Below are 17,315 nucleotides of genomic sequence, written 5' to 3'. Positions count from 1 at the left end.
ATTATTATATTATTTCTATTAATTCGCACCCTCTGCAATAGCCTTATAAGCAGCTAAATCCGTATAAACTTCCTCTTTAAGCGGATTGCGTTTATGCTTGATAATTTTATAGAAATGATAACCAAACACTGCAATATTAGCAGCTAAAGATAATGCACTTACTACCCACAGAGCGGTTTCACTATGAGAGGATTGTACAGAGAACTTTGACTCGCCAACAAACGCCGGGAATGACATCGTAAACATCATCCAAATCGCCAAAGTCTGTGCACGATGCTGCAGCCATGCCCCTTTTTTGAAGAAGAACGCCGGGATGGTACAAGAAATCAACAATGCTGCACCTGCATAGAAGGAATGGTCAGAAACTGCATTATATACATAGGCAAAGTTCCAAATGTCATAAGCAATGATCCAGAACCAAAGCTGGTCAGGCCACAACATATCTTTACTCTTATCTTTACTGATCACAATTCCCATCCAACCAGAAATCGTAATAATGTTCAGAATACCTGCGATCCCGTTCATAATGTTCCAAGGACCACCTACCATCATTACGCCATCCACCATACCTTGCAAGCTGTACACTTGGAAATCACGAATAACTGCTTCAAGAATGTTAACTGCAAGGATAATAGCCGGGAACATTAATATATATTTATTTTTGTCCCATCCTTTAACATAACGGATAGCCATAAACCCTATACATCCTGCCAAAGCAGAATATACTTTTACCCAGTGAAACCATGTTCCGGTACTAGAGCCTTCGCCTGCCGTATTCGGCCAGACCGCTATGGTAAGAACAATAGGGACAACTATAAACAGAATGATTGAGAACCACTTGCTCTTCCGTGCGATTTCATTTACAAACATTAATCCTGCTAGTACTACTAACCACATTAGCGCAGAGTACCAGGGAATCGATTCGAATAAAAACATTTTTTACTCCTCCTTGTAGTTTGGTGTATATAATCTGTGTCTCAGGTCCAATATAGTACATCCCTCTTTGAACGATCAAATCGCTTAAAACGTTGATTTATCAGTGTTTTTTTAGTTTCATTTCAAGTTGAGTTTACACAACCATAGCACTAGGATTCGCCAAAGTTTCTACCTTTCTTCTGAGCAATCTATTAGAATGCATGTCTACAGAACTATATACTGCAAACCTAACTTGAATGTAAAAAAAACCTTGTCGACAAATTTCTTTGTGGACAAGGTTCCTCTTTACTATTATTTAAAAGAATCGTTCAACCAAGTGTTTCGCATATACAATACAATTCTCAAGTGTAGGGAAGTTCATGATTTCTCCAGCTAAATAGATATTGTTGTTCCCCTGCATCTGATCAACCCGTTCATAAAACCCCTCATGTAGCGCATCAGAATCCACATGAGGGAAATGCTTCCAACGCTTCATCATATACAGTCGAATGCTCTCTCCGCCCAGCTCGCGAAGTTTATTTTCTACCGTCTCTCGCATTTCCAGATCAGTCATAGCTTCATTCTCTGCTACATAAACCGTAACTAGATCCGTAGTTCCCATATCTGCCCACCGATAGTACCATGCCATCATATGCCCTTTACGTTCAGGGTACATATTCCGGGGGATATAGCCAGAAAGCTCCGGCAGCCCTTTCACTCTGTAGGCATATACCCTAAACCATTCATACGTTATACTCGCTAATAAGGTTTTGTCCTCACTGGACAGGCTAACTGTATCGCCCATTTGCTCTAAAGCTGCTGTATAAATGACCTTGTCAAAATAAAAGATGTCCTGACTCGTCTCTACTCGAACCTGTCCATCTTGTTCTTGCTCCATAAAAAGCACTTCACAAGTCAGGCGGAGATCGTTCACTTGGTCGGCCATTCGTCTTATCAGTTCAGTAACACCCTTAGGCCAGGTTATCATATGCGTAATTTCAATAAACGACAACAGATTATCATAGCTTAGAAATTTCAACACATATGCAGCGGGCACATTATGGATACTACCGAATCCAAAAGTATTAAAATAATGCATGTAGACCTGTTCAAGGACAGACAGCTTATTCTCTGCACACCACTGTGAAAATGGCTGACATAAATCTGGTGGTAAGTGAAGAAATCCCGGTTCTTGGAGAGACTCATAGCGTTTTAGAATATCCGGCAGTCGTTTGAATTCTTGTGTAAACGCCTCTATCTGCTCCATGGGAATCTGTGAAGTTTTCCTCCCATTATTATCAAAAAATCCACGTTCTAACAATGGTCCCCTATCCATAAGATCAAAATCTCTCATTAAATCCATCGTATGTTTATAGGTGGGCAGGCCGATTAGCGTCCCCATTTCATAACTTTTTCCTTTGTACTCAATAGAATGACACTTTCCTCCTACTCTGTCCGACTTCTCCATGAGGGTAATGTGGGTATAACCTTTTTTCGCTAATTCGTAAGCAGCTGTAACCCCAGAAATCCCTGCACCGATGATCCCAATTCGGTCTTTATTCTTCGTGTTTGTCATCATCCGTTATCTCCTTGTAAATAACCATAATGGCAAAGTTTCTCGTTGTCCCGTATAGGCAAGTGCGACATCCGATGGTATTTTACCTTGATTAGGTCCATCTGTAATTTGCCTGCTGAAGTTGTAGGTTCTCAAGTATTCATGTAAGCGCTTTTCTAAAATTTCAAAAGAATCTATCGTATCATCTACCCAAGCCTGCTGGTAGAATTCTTTGGTCAACACCGCCGCAAATTGCTGCAAGGGCTGAAATATCTCTGTTTGGTCTACCGTTATAGCTACTTGATTAATATTGTTCTTATGTAAAAATTCACTATATTTATGTTTTCCTCTGTCCCAGTTCGTAATGAATTCACGGCTTTTGTTCGTAACCAGATTATCGATATGAAAATCTAATGTCTTCATCAATGGGAGAACTTTCAGATGCATAAAATCTATAAAATGAATGGTAGACTTACGATTGTATAGCTTAACTAGACCTAGTCTGGAGTAGGCATCATAAATTACATATTGATATACCTTTCCGACCCTCGGGAAAACTCCCAAATAGCTGATACTCTGCTGACACATATACCCGGGATGAGCATTTATCGGATTCTTCATCTTATAATCTAGTGTTTTCCGTTTCTCTTTAAATCCTTTAGTGAGAGTGGATTGTGCGCCATCCCTCTTCTTTGCTTTGATTTGATTGGCGTAAGCTTCACGCTCTATTCGTTTATTTAGTCCGTTTCGACGTAGTACATTATAAATACCCGATTCCCCTATTTGCATACCTTCATCTTGCAGTTCATAAAAGATGCGTCTAGGCCCATCCTCAGGAAATCTAGCGACGTACTGCAAAATCAATCTTTCCGTTTTCTTATCTACTTTATTAGGCATTACCGGCTTTTTTTTCTTCTCCCCAAGTCCATCCATTCCATGTTGTTGATAAGCTTTAGACCACTTATAATAGATCGTCCGGGAAATGCCAAACTCCTTACAGGTTTCGCTCACATTCTTGCTGATGGCCCCTTGCATGAGGATATGATATTTGCTGTTTGCATTCACCTATTTGCACCCCTCCTATCTTTATTTTATACATAGTTAACGTTTAATTCATTACTATTCTAAAAAAAATGGGAGAACGCTCAAAGCGTCTCACCATTCCGAACAAAATGCGTTATGTATTTCCCTGCGGAAATCTCCAAGCAATTTAGTCGTTGGCCATATGCGCAGCCACCATCTATGCCAATTTTATCTCCAAGTGGACTAAACCAAATTTCTTCTGAATCATGCAGATCCATCGTCGAAGTATGACCGAAAACAACCGTTTTGTTAGTGCTAACTACCGGATTCTTATAAAAGGGTTCTCTAATCCAGATAAAATCATAAGGGTCCTGCTGTTTCCAATCCTCAATTAATGGATTAATGCCCGCATGAACAAAAATATGTTCTTCCGTCTCATGATAAAGCGGCAATGTGCTTAGAAAGTCTATATGATGTCTATAGTCCCGCCTAATTTTTTCTTTTAGCTGCATATAATCCTTCCAGCCAAAATCCTCCTGCAAACCTTCGTAGCCCGCCTCACAATAACTCATCAGCGTATGAAATCCGCCGTTAGTAAGCCAATGGGTATCCAATTTATCATCTTCGCCGGTGAGCGCATCGCAAGCCATTTTATCGTGATTTCCTTTGAGAACTATAGCTCCACATTCTTGCTGCAGAGTCATCACTTGCTCCACAATTCCTTTACTGTCCAGCCCTCTATCCACATAATCTCCCATCAAGATAAGCTTATCCTCCGCTGGGCGATAATTCACTTTTGATAACAGTGCATTGAATTCTACATAACTTCCGTGAATGTCACTAATTGCTAATATTCTGATGATAATCGCTCCTTGCTCTAAGATGCAAAAAAAGATGTTCCCGCGGGTGTGCAGGAATATCTTTTGATGTTGGGCTTTTTATACTGAATCTATAACTAATGACTCTTCATCCGACTGCGAAAAAAAATGACGGCTTCTGACCTCATGCACCGCTTCTTGAAAACGATCGCACAAAAAGATCAGCTGGTCGATCTCTTCCTTACCGACCTTTTGCGTGATTTCACTCAAAATACCGGAATAGGATGCCATCTGCCTGCTATAAATCTGCTCTCCAAGCTCACTCAGACAGATATATACGACCCGACGATCTGTCTCGGATGTTGTACGTACTACGTAACCTTTTTCCTCCAAAGTATTTGCCATTTGCGTGGCAGTAGGTCTACTTATCTGGAGCAGGTCACTTAATTTAGAAATCATAACTCCCCGGTGCTGTTTGTCGCCTTCAGTGGCTTTCTTTTGCTTCATTACAGTGTGAATGACGTACATCATAACAAACTCTCTATACGATACTACATCAATCGAGTAGGGGCGAGCAGTCAGACGCTTTATATTTTCAAGGGCTATGATAAGCTTCTGCTCTTGATTGTCATGGGTATCCATAGGGCACCTCCAATATACCTCAATCTAATTAGATTACTTACCTATTCCCAAAAAATCAAGTCAAATTCAAATTCTTTTTAAATTAAAATTTAATAATTAACCTGTTGTGCTAATTGATGAATTTGTGTATTATACATAAATGATAGTTTGGCTACCTAATTATTACGACATGAATTCCCAAACTACAATATATAGAAGTTAAAGGAGAGGAACTGCTCTGGAGCATCTCACTCAGAAAAAGAAAGTTACAATTATGATTGCTTTAATGGCGGCTATGTTTTTCGCAGCAATCAACCAGACGATTGTGGGCACAGCAATGCCCCGAATTATTGCGATGCTTGGAGGCATTGAACATTATACCTGGGTAATTACCATCTATATGCTCACCTCAACCATTGCTACCGTACTTGTCGGTAAGTTATCCGATATTTACGGAAGAAAGCCCTTCCTGTTATCAGGGATTGTCATTTTTATTATAGGTGCTTTCCTATCCGGATTGTCGACCAACATTTTTCAAATGATCACTTATCGCGGGATTCAAGGTCTAGGCGGCGGGATTCTAATGTCGGCTACCGTAACCGCTGTAGGTGATTTGTTCGCTCCAAGAGAGAGAGCCAAGTGGACTGGAATTATGATGGCGATATTTGGTTTCTCCAGCGTAATTGGTCCTACTCTTGGCGGATTCATGGTAGATCACATGGCTTGGAAATGGATCTTCTGGATCTTCTTGCCTTTCGGTATCGTGGCCTTCTTTATGATTTTGAAAATGTTCCCTAAAACAACGCGTTCTACATCTGAGTCCATTGACTATTTAGGCTCCATTTTCCTTTCCCTGACCATCGTTGCGCTCTTGCTCGGCTTTTCATGGGCAGGAACAAAATATGACTGGGGTTCTCCGGAGATTCTCGGCTTGTTTGGGGCTTCCATTCTGGGTCTGATTATCCTGATTCTGATTGAGCGTAAAGCTAAGAGCCCCGTATTGCCATTATCCTTATTTAAAAACTCCATCGTATCCATCTCAATGATTGTCGGTTTCCTGATGAATGCCGGTATGATGGGCGCAATGATCTACCTGCCCTTCTTTGTGCAAGGGGTAGAGGGCGTCTCCCCAACTAAATCTGGTTTTATCAATATGCCAATGTCACTTACTATGATTGTACTAAGTACTTTAGTGGGAAGATGGATCTCCAAAACAGGAAAATATAAACGTTATGCTCTAATGGGGATGCCATTCATGGTTGTAGCCATGATATTAATGGCCTTTATGAGTAACATTGCTACGGCTGTAGTCAGCATGATTATCTTCGGGGTTGGGTTAGGACTATCGATGCCCGTATTTACTCTAACCGTACAAAATGCTGTTGCTCCTTCAATGCTAGGTGTTGCTACTGCTACAAATACTTTATTCCGTAATTTAGGTGGAACCATAGGTATTGCCATCATGGGTACCATTATGAACTCCTCATTAACGAAAAAATTAGAGGCAGCGGTATCTTCAGGCAAAGGTCCGGATTTATCCAAACTCGATCCTGAATCCGCTAAACAGCTTTCTGCATTTATGAACCCTCAAATGTTGCTAGATCAACCTAAACTAAAGGAATTGCATGCAACATTGCCAGAGCAAATCCAGCCGCTCTTCAATCAATTGATTGAGATGCTGCGGAACGCACTGAGCGATTCCCTGACAGTTGTGTTCTTAAGTGGTACGGCGCTGTTAGTTATCGCAGCACTGCTCGTTCTGTTCCTTAAAGAGATTCCATTACGTAGTGGAGAGAAAAAAATGGAGGCACACGCAGAGGATAAAACCGGGAGTAAAAAACTCGAAAAATCTGTGCCTGCTGCACATTAATCACAAATAACCTTACATTAGAGATGTCCGTAAACAGCTTAGGCTGTGCGGCATCTCTTTTTGATAAGAAGGGCTAGGATTCGTTTGATTGATCATTCAATTCTTCGAAGTAAACGTAAACTCCGTTTAACAGCTCCATTAACGTATCCGTCTGTTCTTTGCCCATGTAATCAATCATACCTTTAAAGGTATTCCGGGATTTCGTTACGGCCATCTCAGCCAGATGCTCCCCTTTTTCCGTAAGCGTGATCTCACTAACTCGGCGATCCTGTGCATCGGAAGTACGCACCACATATCCTTGTGCAATCAGACTATTGAGCATTTGGGTAACCGTAGGAGAGGTGACTTTCAGAAACTTGCTAATCTCCGAAACCGTCTGTCCCTTCTTCCCTTCCCGTTCTTTACCAAGCTTTAAAGAAACCAACATCCGGACCTCACTTGGCTTCAAGCCCCAAATCGTAGTTTTACGCCAGTTCATTCTAGCGAATTGTTGGAAAGCCTCCATTAATCCATCCACATTCTGATATTTCTCTTCGTTCATCAGTACACCCCATAAAATCATTTAACACTAAGTATAGCCTAATATGACGTAAAAAAGAATTGATAGATGTCAGATTACCCATTTTCAAAAAATAACTAATGGGATGTATAATATAATAATCATCCTAAATTGAAAGTGGGTATTAATTTGACCTTTTCTTACTCTACCTATGACGCTCTAGGACTTGCTTCACTTGTCAAAGCACGTGAAATTTCACCTCGTGAGCTGGTCGAAGCCGCCTTTGCTCGGTTAGATGAGGTCAATCCGGTCATAAATGCGGTGGTGCGCACCCGCCGGGAAGCTGCTCTTAGAGAAGCCGACGAGATGCCTGTTCAGGATAACACTCGGCCGTTTGCTGGCGTTCCGTTTCTATTAAAGGATATTTCCCAATCTATCGCTGGCGAGCCCATCACTTGTGGGGCTATGCTGATGAAAAACAATGTCGCGCGGTGGGATTCAAATTATGTTGCACGGATTAGGAAAGCCGGCTTCATTCCACTTGGCCATACGAACACACCAGAGTTCGGCTTAAAAAACATTACAGAGAATGTCCTCCATGGACCTGCTCGTAATCCTTGGAATCTCGAATATTCTCCTGGAGGTTCGAGTGGCGGAGCCGCGGCAGCTGTTGCTTCTGGTATCGTTCCAGTAGCAGGAGCCAGTGATGGTGGTGGGTCCATCCGTATTCCCGCCTCATTCACAGGCTTATTCGGACTTAAACCCACGCGCGGGCGCACACCAGTAGGACCCGGAGTCGGCCGTCAATGGCAAGGGGCTTCTATTGATTTTGCCTTAACCCGGTCCGTTCGCGATAGCGCTGCTATGTTAGATCTGCTGCAGGTTGTGCAGCCAGAAGCCGCCTTCCAGACTCCGTTATATCCGGGCGTATATCTGGATGATCTGTTTAAGCCTACGCAACGTAAACTACGAATTGGATTTACGACTGCTTCCCCAGTAGGTACGCCTGTCTCTGAAGAGGCCGTAAATGCTGTTCACAAAACCGTGAAATGGCTCGAAGCTGAAGGACATGCGGTTGAAGAAACAGAAAGTCCTGTGAATGGCACAAGACTGATGGAGAACTACTATACGATGAATGCCGGAGAGGTAGCAGCCATGTTCGTCTCCCTGGAGAGAAATATGGGACGTTCCATAACTGCTGACGATGTCGATATCATTACGTGGGTTCTTGGTGAGACCGGAAAAAATGTTTCAGCGGCCGAATTCGTACATAGTCTGGATGAATGGGACGTTGCAGCCGCCCAAATGGCGGAACTGTTTAATCATTACGACTTATATATAACACCTACGAATGCAAACTCCGCTCCCAAAATTGGTGAATTAACGCATAAACCTGCAGAGATAGCAAAGCTGCTGCACGTAAACGAATTGCCAAAAGAAGAACAGAGCCGCTTAATTTACGAGATGTTTGAGCCAAGCCTAACCTATACACCGTTCACCCAGCTCGCAAATCTGACAGGCCAGCCAGCAATGAGTGTGCCCGTCCATAAGTCAGCAACTGGCCTGCCGCTAGGCGTTCAAGTCATGGCGAACAAAGGCCGTGAAGATTTGCTGCTTCAGCTTGCTGCCCAGCTTGAACAATCCGCTCTTTGGGTCGGCATGAATGGGAATCCGCTGTTGACCTGATCAATTAAGGGTGATGTTCACGCAGCTCAAGCTCCCCTTACTCTTTCCCGCAAATGCCATAGAAGAAAATATGGATGGCTTCCTCGATGAAGGCATCCATATCTTCCTGTTTGCTAGCTTCGTCTAGAAGTTCACCCGCATTACGCATATACATCCCCATTAGTGAAAGTATCCCTTTGGTGGATACTTTATTTGAGATTTCTCCCCGGGCTTTCCCATCCTCAACCATCTTCACCAGCACCGGCAAAATGTCATTCGCATATCGTTCCTCAATATAACGGAACATTTCTTGATCCTCAACCATAAGCTCCTTCACAGTCGCGGGAGATAAACCGCTGTAAGTTTGCCTTTCCATGGTTAGAATGTAACCAATAATCTCCTTTAGAGAATGCTCTTGATAAATGTAATCTTCAAACTCCTGAATTTCCTTCTGAACAAAGTCCTTAAAAGACTCACTAAGCAGCGCTTCCTTACTGCCAAAATAATTATAAATCGTCACCTGAGAGACTCCTGCTTCTTTCGCAATATCTGCGATCCGTAGACGTTTGGGTTCCCAGCTCTTGAGCATCTCCATAGTAGTTTTCATAATTTTGAATTTAATCTGTGCTGCTCTCTTCTCAAATCCATTCATAGCTTCCACCCTAACTTCGTTATTAAGTATGCGTATTTAAATTTAATGAAATATTCCATTTCAATTATTTCATAATTATATTGACTTCATTAACCACTAGGAATAATATAACATATGAAATATTCAATTCATATTAGTTCATTATTTTGCGGCGGGGGTGGCGGCATGCTGGTTGTAGAAGGCTTAACTAAACGATTTTCGAATGGCAAAGGAATCGAAGATGTAACATTTACCGTAAACAAAGGCGAGGTTTTTGGATTTCTGGGTCCTAACGGTGCAGGTAAATCGACAACTATACGGCATATCATGGGTTTTATGAAACCAGATCAAGGGCATGCGAGTATCCATGGGCTTGATGTATGGAAGGCACAAGGGACAGTCCAGAAGCATATTGGCTACTTACCCGGTGAAATTAACTTTTTTGATGGGATGACGGGTCTTTCTTTCCTTAAATTCATGTCAGCCATGCAGGGAATCAAAAATACTACCAAACGCGAGCAGCTGATTGAACGCTTGCAATTTGATGCCACAACTCCGATCCGAAAAATGTCAAAGGGAATGAAGCAAAAGGTCGGAATCGTCGCTGCTTTTATGCATAGTCCTGAAGTTATTATTCTGGATGAACCTACCTCGGGTCTCGACCCGCTCATGCAAAAGGTATTTATTGATCTGGTACTGGAGGAAAAATCAGCCGGAACTACCTTTCTCATGTCCTCACACAGCTTTCAGGAAATTGAACGCACCTGTGACCGCGCCGCAATTATTAAAGACGGACGGATTATCACCGTAAAAAATATTCATGAACTACAATCGATGCAACGGAAGCTGTTTGAGGTCATTTTTGCGAATAGTGAAGATGCAGTGGATTTTGCCGCCTCCGGCCTACAAGTGGAAGCTCATGAGGGAAATAGGGTCCGCATAGCTGTGCAAGGCAATTATGATCGATTCATCCGGGAAACTGGAAAATACAATATCCGCAGCATCGACGTATTCACGCAGAATCTAGAGGACATCTTCATGGACTATTATGACCGCGAGGGGGCAGTGCAATGAATCTTCCGCTCTATAAGGAAATGATGCGAGTGAACCTGAAAGGAATATTGAATTACGCCTTTGGTTCTGCCTTCTATATTCTGTTTATGATCTGGCTTTATCCAGGGATTGCGGGGAGTACACAAGCAATTGATGACCTTATTAAGGCAATGCCAGAGGGTGTGGGTAAAGCCTTTGGGTTAAATAGCGGATTTACCAGTGCTGAAGCTTTTATCTCCGGAGAATATTATGGACTTATACTAGTTCTGATTCTTTCCATAGTTTGTGTGCAAATGTCAACGCAGCTAATGGCTCGACTCGTGGATCGCGGCTCCATGGCTTATCTGCTCATAGCCCCAACTACACGGAGAAAAGTCGCCACCACGCAGGCACTTGTACTCACTACAGCTTTGCTCTTAATTATGGGTGTAACCACCCTCGCCGGATTATTAGGTAAAGCATGGTTTCTTGGCAGTGAATATGACTTTAACAGCGGTCGCTTCGCTCAGCTGAATACCGTGGCCTTTTTATTATTTTTTGCGGTAGGCGGCCTTACCTTTCTCGTGTCCTCTGTATGTAATGACGAGAAAAAAGCCCTCGGAATTTCCGGCGCCATCGCCTTCGGATTTTTCACTCTGGATCTACTCGGTAAAATAAGCGACAAACTGGAAGGGCTGCGTTTCCTAACCTTATTCTCCTTTTATCAACCCGGGGAAATCGTTCAGGGCAACGTGGAGATTATTCAGGTCTCCAGTTGGCTGCTGTTGATCGGAGTGCTCACCTTTTCCTTGGGAGTAGAGCTGTTCAGAAGACGGGATCTTCCATTATAAGAGTACCTCATTTGATCAACTCGCTTTTACGCGTTCCCGAAGCAACTATCGGACACAGTTGACCTTAAATGCAACTTTATCACAAATTTGCGTACCTAACGGACCCTAAAGTCGTTATTGGCTTGAAGATCAGCAAAAATGAACCTTTTCTAAAGGAATAGCTGCAATGGGGTCCGCAACCTTGCTCAAATGACTAAAAAATTGCAAATAGCGTCAGCTGAGTCCTTAAGCCTCAGGAGGGTTACAACTATGACTCTTATAAAAAACAACAGAGCAGTGTTTCTCCACCTCTGGGAGAATCATTGCTCTGTTGTTTTATGCGACAAATCCCTTTTTATTTCGTATCCGGTCTAGGTACACCAAAGTTTGGCGTTCCATCTTCATTCCACTGGATTACTTGCACACGTGCGTGACGATTCGGATCGTAAAGCGGATCTCCGACAATTTCCTTATAGCTTCTAGCATGGAAAACAAGGATATCCTGTGTGCCATCCTCAGAGACAGTGAAGCTATTATGTCCCGGACCATATTGGCCGTTTTCCTCAGAAGTCGTAAACACAGGTTCAGGTGTCTTGACCCAAGATTTTGGATCCATTAAATCACTATTCTCATCAGCAGTCAATAATCCCATACAATAGTTGTGATCTGTTGCACTAGCTGAGAATGTCATGAAAATATGTCCATTACGCTTAAGGATTGCCGCGCCTTCGTTCACCAAAAATCCGATTTTTTCCCAATCGTATTCAGGAGTAGTGATGCACACCTGCTCACCTTTTAGTGTCCAAGGGTTCTCCATTTCGGAAATATAAATATTTGAATTGCCAGGGATAGCAGGATCTTTTTGTGCCCAAACGTAATATCTAACTCCTTTATGCTCAAAAGTTGTTGCATCCAAGGCAAAAGATTCCCATTTTGTTTTTATTTGACCCTTTTCCACCCATTCACCTTCTAAAGGATTTGCGGATGGGTTTTCTAACGCAAACATGCGATGATCAAATAAACCGTCTTTCGTATCAGAGGTATGTGCAGCTGCATAATATACGTACCATTTTCCATCAATATAATGAATCTCTGGCGCCCAAATATTAGCACTCATCAAACCCGTTTCATGCTTAACCCAAATGGTCTTTCCTTCAGCCTCAGCCAATCCTTGAATGGATTCAGAACGGCGAAGCTCAATTCTATCGAACTCTGGAACTGAAGCTATGAAATAGTAGTAACCATCAGTATGTTTATAGATCCAAGGATCTGCTCGTTGCTCAACTAGTGGATTTTTTACATTAAATTCTCTCACAATGACAACTCCTATATTTATCTCTTTTTTTATATTTGCAGGTCACCAAAACACACCCTTCCTATAAGAAGTCAAGGTGTATTTAAGTTTAAGTTCATTCGATCTAACCTTTGATACCCGAATTCAGGTTGATGGATTGAACGAAGTATTTTTGTGCAAAAACGAATAGCAGCAATGTTGGAATAATCGCCATGATTGCCGAGCCCATTAATTGTCCGATCATACGATAGTTTCCGTAGATGTCTTGCAATAAGAGCAAACCAGCGGTAATTGGCATTTTGTCTACGTCTGTGTACACGATAACCGGCCAGAGGAAGTCATTCCAAGATCCAGTAAAGGAGAACAATCCGCAAACAATTAGTATTGGTTTAACTAACGGCAATATAATTTGCGCGAAAATTCTAAAGTCACTTGCACCATCAACTTTAGCCGATTCATCTAATTCTTTTGGGATACCGTTCATAAACTGTCTGACCAAGAAGATATTACCCATACCCGCAAGACCAGGGATAATCATAGCCCAGGAAGTGTTCACCCAACCAAAGGAGTCAATGATTTTATACGAAGGAATCAAGTTAACAACACCCGGGAAGAAGGAGATCCCCAGCAAAGTAAAGAACAATGTGTCTCTTCCTTTAAACTTAATACGGGTGTAACCAAAACCTGTAATCGAAATAACAATAACAACCAGAATGGTGTGAGATGTAGCAATAAACAATGAGTTACCTAACCAACGTAGAATTGGAGCTGTAGAAGTATTGTTTAGGATCGTAACGTAGTTCTCAAAGACCCACTCTTTAGGAAATAGTCTAAAGCCCGAGGATACTACTTCCGTTTGTGATCTAAATGAGGTGGAAATCCCGAATATAACAGGAATGATCCAAATCACACATAGGATACCTAGAAATATATAGGATATATATTTTGAAATACTTACACTGGAGGAGCCTTTTATTTTGCCTGTTGTATTTACAACTGGATTTACTGCCTGGTTTGACATTTTAGTACACCTACCTTTTCCATTTCCTTGTTAGTCAATTAGTTTCTGCGAACCCTATGAAGCATTTCGGTTCATTACATAATATTGCAGTGCTGAGATCACCAAAATAACTAATCCCAGTAAAACTGCCATAGCTGATGCCATCCCGGCGATGGATTCACCGTTACCGAAAGCTAATTGACGAATATACATCATTAGAACGTGTGTACTTTGTCGAGGTCCACCATCGGTCATCATTAACGGTTGGCCGAATACATTAAAGGCACCCGCAGTTGTCATAACAAAGGTATAAATTAATGGAAAACGAATAGATGGCAAGGTAATACTGGTGAATCTTTTAATTGAACCCGCACCATCGAGCTCCGCTGATTCATATAACTCTTGAGCCACGCCACTTAAGGAAGCACGATAGATAATCATGTTGCCCCCAATACCACCCCATAAAGTAATTACAATGATAATAATCCACGCATAGGGTTGATTTGCAGGCCAAGCAATTTGTGATCCAAACAGATTACCAGTGATCCCTAGTTGCTTATTAAAGATCAACAGCCAAATCAGTGCTGCCGCAGAAATTGAAATCAAGCCAGGAATATAAAGAATAGATTGAATTAAGCTCTTCATTTTAACTTTTTTATGCTCCAACGCCACCGCAACCATTAATGGAATAATAATCAGCAACGGAACAGACAAAGCAACGAAAATCAATGTGTTTTTTAGGCCTCTGAAAAATTGAGTATGAAAGGTTGATCCGCCGTCAAAAAGAATAGCTTTATAGTTATCAAAGCCTACCCATACCGGATCACTCATTAAATTCCATTTTGTAAATGAAGCATAAATCCCATAAATCGTTGGCAATAAAATGAAGACAGCAAACAAAATGACATGCGGACCTACAAAGAAAGCAGGTGCCCAATTGATTTTCTTTTTCATAGGAATTCATTTCTCCTTTTGCACAAAGTAATGCACCATAACATGGCACATTACTTCGTACAATCTATTCTATTTTGCTTTATTTTGCTGCACTGCTGCTTTCCGCAATTTTATCTTCAACAAATTTTTGCATCGTTGCCAAAGTCTCATCAATATCAACGTTGCCACGAACGATATCCGCACAGTAAGTATCTACAGCTTCCGCAATGTATGGGTAGTATTCATATGTGTAAATGTAAAGGGATTCGATTTCTTTTTCATCAGATGTAAAGAAGGATTGCATATAGTCTTTGTACTCAGGGCTTTGGTTAACTACGTTACTAGCTACGTTTTGTCCAGCTTTTGCCCATTCCATCGAATTCGTACGAACATATTCCAAGAAGTTAGCAATACCTACTTCTTTTTCGTCTGTTCTCTTATCATTTTTCAACATAGCGAACAAGTGAGAGGAAGATCTGTTGGTGAATTTGTCAGGAGTAGGAGAATAAACATTGGTCACGCCAAAGTTCAAGCCTTCAACCCCAGCATGTGCTGTAGAACTCCAAGTTCCGTCTGTCGAGAAAAGTACATTTTGAGATTGGAACATCAAGTAACCGTCTTCACCAAATGGAGTCATAAGGCCAGCATCGGCGATTTTCTTAACATTTTCAAACGCTTGTTTAAAGACAGGGGTGTTAACAGCCGGTTTTCCATCAACTTGGATATCGCCGCCCAAATCTTGAATTTGAGCCAAGATAACCCAGCCCAGCAAAGCATCATTAACTACGTAATCGCCTTCATCCAATTTACCTTGTAAGGAAAGCATTTCATCAATAGTAACCACGTTATCATCCAAGAAAGATTCAGCATTATACTTTTTCAGCAAATCTTTATTGTAATACATTACGTTACTATGAATATCAAGAGGAACTGTGTATTGAGTTCCATCGATATTACCAGTGTTCCAAGCTTGTGGTAAGTAATTTTCAGCTTTCAGTTCAGGTTGTGCTGGCAATACGGTATCTTGCATGGATTCCAGTACACCTTGTTTAACAAATCCAGGAACACGGTCAGCATGGATAATTGCTAAATCAGGAACACCTTTGCTAGATGCCAAAACTGTAGAAATCTTTGTGTACATATCAGCCGTAATAACATGTTTTACTTTAATTTCGGGATTCGTTGCATTGTAGTTTTTAACAATTTGATCCATATAAGCACCGTCATCACCGGTCAGCGGTGTCCAGAACGTAATCGTCTTACTATCATCTTTACCACCGCATCCTGCCAAAACTGTCGATAATGTTAGAACCGTTGCTAATAAAACTCCAAATTTCTTTTTCATTACTCTCTCCCCCTGCAGCTGTAATGTTAAGATAACCATTCATGTTCACTTTCTTTGAAAACGATTAACTTGAGATTAGTATACATTCATTGTGAAAGCGTAGTCAATAACATTTAAATAAACTTAATAGAATTTTTTTTCGTTTAATTAACCTTTTGATTCATCTCTCGGAGATGAAAGCGATATTATATTTACTTCGGTTACCTTTCATGTTACTTTATATATAGATTAATAAACTTTACAGTATATGAAATAACTTTGAAAGAAGTGGGTAAAATGCAGTTGGAAATCGACAAATCCTCTCTTGTTGTTTACGAAGCTTTAGCGAGTGAAGTACGCATCAAAATTATTCAGTTGCTCTCCAAAAATAAGATGAACATCAAAGATTTGGCAGAAGAACTTAAAATAAGCAGTCCTATCGTTACCAAACACATTAAAAAACTAGAAGATGCAGGGCTCATAAAAACGGAAAAGGTGCCTGGTAAATCAGGAATGCAAAAAATTTCAATTCTTAGGGTGGATCATATTGAGATTAACTTCCCGAAGAAAATCTTTCACTCTTTTGCCTCCTACGAGACATCAGTGCCGATTGGTCATTATACCGATTATGATCTGAAACCTACTTGCGGACTTGCTACGGATAAGGAGTTTATCGGCAGAGTAGACGAACCTAAGTATTTCATGGATTCTAAAAGAGTGGACGCAGAGATTCTCTGGTTCACTCAAGGTTATGTGCAATATAATATCGCCAATTTCCTGAAAAAAGAGGAAACCCTACAGCAATTTGAAATTAGCTTGGAGCTTTCTTCCGAATTCCCCTTTGCTAATGACGTATGGCCTTCAGACATCACCTTTTCTTTGAATGGCTTGGAATTAGGGACTTGGACGAGCCCCGGGGATTTCGCTGATGCTAGAGGTAAATTCACACCGGAATGGTGGCCACACAATATCAATCAATACGGATTGCTAAAAACGATTAGAATTACAAACCACAATGGAACTTACATTGACGGTGACCCGCTGTCTCAGGTTTCGATTGAGGATTTAGATACGACTTGTGACCGTTGGACCTTTCGGATCGAAGTGAAGGAAGATGCAAAGCACGTAGGAGGAGCAACGATTTTCGGGAAAAAATTCGGAAACCATGATCAAGATATCATTTTCAAATTGTACTATCTGTAAATTTTTCTTTTATGTTCTAAGCAAAACTGGTTCTTTTTGCGGGGGTGAACAACTAATTAGCTATTCTTCCTTAGCTCCCCCCCACCCGTTATGCCCTACCCC

16 protein-coding genes are annotated in these 17,315 nt (G+C 41.4%); 5 read left to right on the top strand and 11 right to left on the bottom strand.

What is annotated here, in order from left to right; translation table 11 throughout:
- Positions 1 to 18: 18 nt before the first annotated feature.
- From MHH86_RS07740 to MHH86_RS07720, 5 genes are all read right to left on the bottom strand, one after another.
- Positions 19 to 936, bottom strand: a complete 918-nt coding sequence (locus MHH86_RS07740; protein WP_036675614.1) for a DUF5692 family protein — start codon at positions 934 to 936, stop codon at positions 19 to 21.
- Positions 937 to 1,231: 295 nt separating this feature from the next.
- The gene (locus MHH86_RS07735) at positions 1,232 to 2,494 is read right to left on the bottom strand and encodes an FAD-dependent oxidoreductase (RefSeq protein ID WP_080742436.1); all 1,263 of its coding nucleotides are present in this window, start codon (positions 2,492 to 2,494) and stop codon (positions 1,232 to 1,234) included.
- Between the two features lie 3 nt (positions 2,495 to 2,497).
- Positions 2,498 to 3,535 carry a helix-turn-helix domain-containing protein gene (locus tag MHH86_RS07730; RefSeq protein WP_036675621.1) on the bottom strand — a complete coding sequence of 346 codons (1,038 nt, stop codon included), beginning with the start codon at positions 3,533 to 3,535 and terminating at the stop codon, positions 2,498 to 2,500.
- A gap of 80 nt (positions 3,536 to 3,615) precedes the next feature.
- On the bottom strand, positions 3,616 to 4,347 hold the full coding sequence (locus tag MHH86_RS07725; protein ID WP_340941277.1) for a metallophosphoesterase family protein: 732 nt from the start codon (positions 4,345 to 4,347) through the stop codon (positions 3,616 to 3,618).
- An 84-nt stretch (positions 4,348 to 4,431) separates the two neighbouring features.
- On the bottom strand, positions 4,432 to 4,953 hold the full coding sequence (locus tag MHH86_RS07720; RefSeq protein ID WP_342479676.1) for a MarR family transcriptional regulator: 522 nt from the start codon (positions 4,951 to 4,953) through the stop codon (positions 4,432 to 4,434).
- A gap of 253 nt (positions 4,954 to 5,206) precedes the next feature.
- Here MHH86_RS07720 and MHH86_RS07715 point away from each other — a divergent pair, with 253 nt between their 5' ends.
- The gene (locus tag MHH86_RS07715) at positions 5,207 to 6,802 is read left to right on the top strand and encodes an MDR family MFS transporter (protein ID WP_063829770.1); all 1,596 of its coding nucleotides are present in this window, start codon (positions 5,207 to 5,209) and stop codon (positions 6,800 to 6,802) included.
- A 73-nt stretch (positions 6,803 to 6,875) separates the two neighbouring features.
- Here the strand turns inward: MHH86_RS07715 and MHH86_RS07710 are convergent, their stop codons facing one another.
- A complete protein-coding gene (locus MHH86_RS07710; RefSeq protein ID WP_036675630.1) occupies positions 6,876 to 7,343 on the bottom strand; it encodes a MarR family transcriptional regulator in 468 nt (155 codons plus the stop codon).
- Between the two features lie 141 nt (positions 7,344 to 7,484).
- Between MHH86_RS07710 and MHH86_RS07705 the strand changes: the two genes are divergently transcribed.
- Positions 7,485 to 8,987, top strand: coding sequence for an amidase (locus tag MHH86_RS07705; protein WP_036675900.1), 1,503 nt, complete (start codon positions 7,485 to 7,487; stop codon positions 8,985 to 8,987).
- A 37-nt stretch (positions 8,988 to 9,024) separates the two neighbouring features.
- Here MHH86_RS07705 and MHH86_RS07700 read toward each other — a convergent pair whose 3' ends face one another.
- Positions 9,025 to 9,618: a TetR/AcrR family transcriptional regulator gene (locus MHH86_RS07700; protein WP_036675633.1), complete on the bottom strand. Its 594-nt coding sequence runs from the start codon at positions 9,616 to 9,618 to the stop codon at positions 9,025 to 9,027.
- 165 nt (positions 9,619 to 9,783) lie between these two features.
- Here MHH86_RS07700 and MHH86_RS07695 point away from each other — a divergent pair, with 165 nt between their 5' ends.
- Complete coding sequence (locus tag MHH86_RS07695) at positions 9,784 to 10,671, top strand: ABC transporter ATP-binding protein (protein ID WP_036675634.1); 888 nt, start codon at positions 9,784 to 9,786, stop codon at positions 10,669 to 10,671.
- Entirely contained in the window at positions 10,668 to 11,480 is an 813-nt protein-coding gene (locus tag MHH86_RS07690) for an ABC transporter permease subunit (protein WP_036675636.1), read from the top strand. Before MHH86_RS07695 ends, MHH86_RS07690 begins: the two co-directional genes overlap by 4 nt.
- Before the next feature lie 334 nt (positions 11,481 to 11,814).
- Here the strand turns inward: MHH86_RS07690 and MHH86_RS07685 are convergent, their stop codons facing one another.
- From MHH86_RS07685 to MHH86_RS07670, 4 genes are all read right to left on the bottom strand, one after another.
- Complete coding sequence (locus MHH86_RS07685) at positions 11,815 to 12,774, bottom strand: family 43 glycosylhydrolase (protein WP_036675637.1); 960 nt, start codon at positions 12,772 to 12,774, stop codon at positions 11,815 to 11,817.
- 103 nt (positions 12,775 to 12,877) lie between these two features.
- The gene (locus tag MHH86_RS07680) at positions 12,878 to 13,774 is read right to left on the bottom strand and encodes a carbohydrate ABC transporter permease (RefSeq protein ID WP_036675639.1); all 897 of its coding nucleotides are present in this window, start codon (positions 13,772 to 13,774) and stop codon (positions 12,878 to 12,880) included.
- 54 nt (positions 13,775 to 13,828) lie between these two features.
- Positions 13,829 to 14,707, bottom strand: coding sequence for a sugar ABC transporter permease (locus tag MHH86_RS07675; protein WP_036675641.1), 879 nt, complete (start codon positions 14,705 to 14,707; stop codon positions 13,829 to 13,831).
- Between the two features lie 79 nt (positions 14,708 to 14,786).
- On the bottom strand, positions 14,787 to 16,031 hold the full coding sequence (locus tag MHH86_RS07670; protein WP_036675642.1) for an extracellular solute-binding protein: 1,245 nt from the start codon (positions 16,029 to 16,031) through the stop codon (positions 14,787 to 14,789).
- Positions 16,032 to 16,307: 276 nt separating this feature from the next.
- Between MHH86_RS07670 and MHH86_RS07665 the strand changes: the two genes are divergently transcribed.
- A complete protein-coding gene (locus MHH86_RS07665) occupies positions 16,308 to 17,213 on the top strand; it encodes an ArsR family transcriptional regulator (RefSeq protein ID WP_036675644.1) in 906 nt (301 codons plus the stop codon).
- The last annotated feature ends 102 nt before the right edge of the window (positions 17,214 to 17,315 follow it).

The organism is Paenibacillus sp. FSL F4-0097 (assembly GCF_038593125.1).
Taxonomy (GTDB): domain Bacteria; phylum Bacillota; class Bacilli; order Paenibacillales; family Paenibacillaceae; genus Paenibacillus_AQ; species Paenibacillus_AQ odorifer.
The sequence above is the reverse complement of the archived record's forward strand: the minus strand, read 5'-3'. Positions and strand labels throughout refer to the sequence as shown.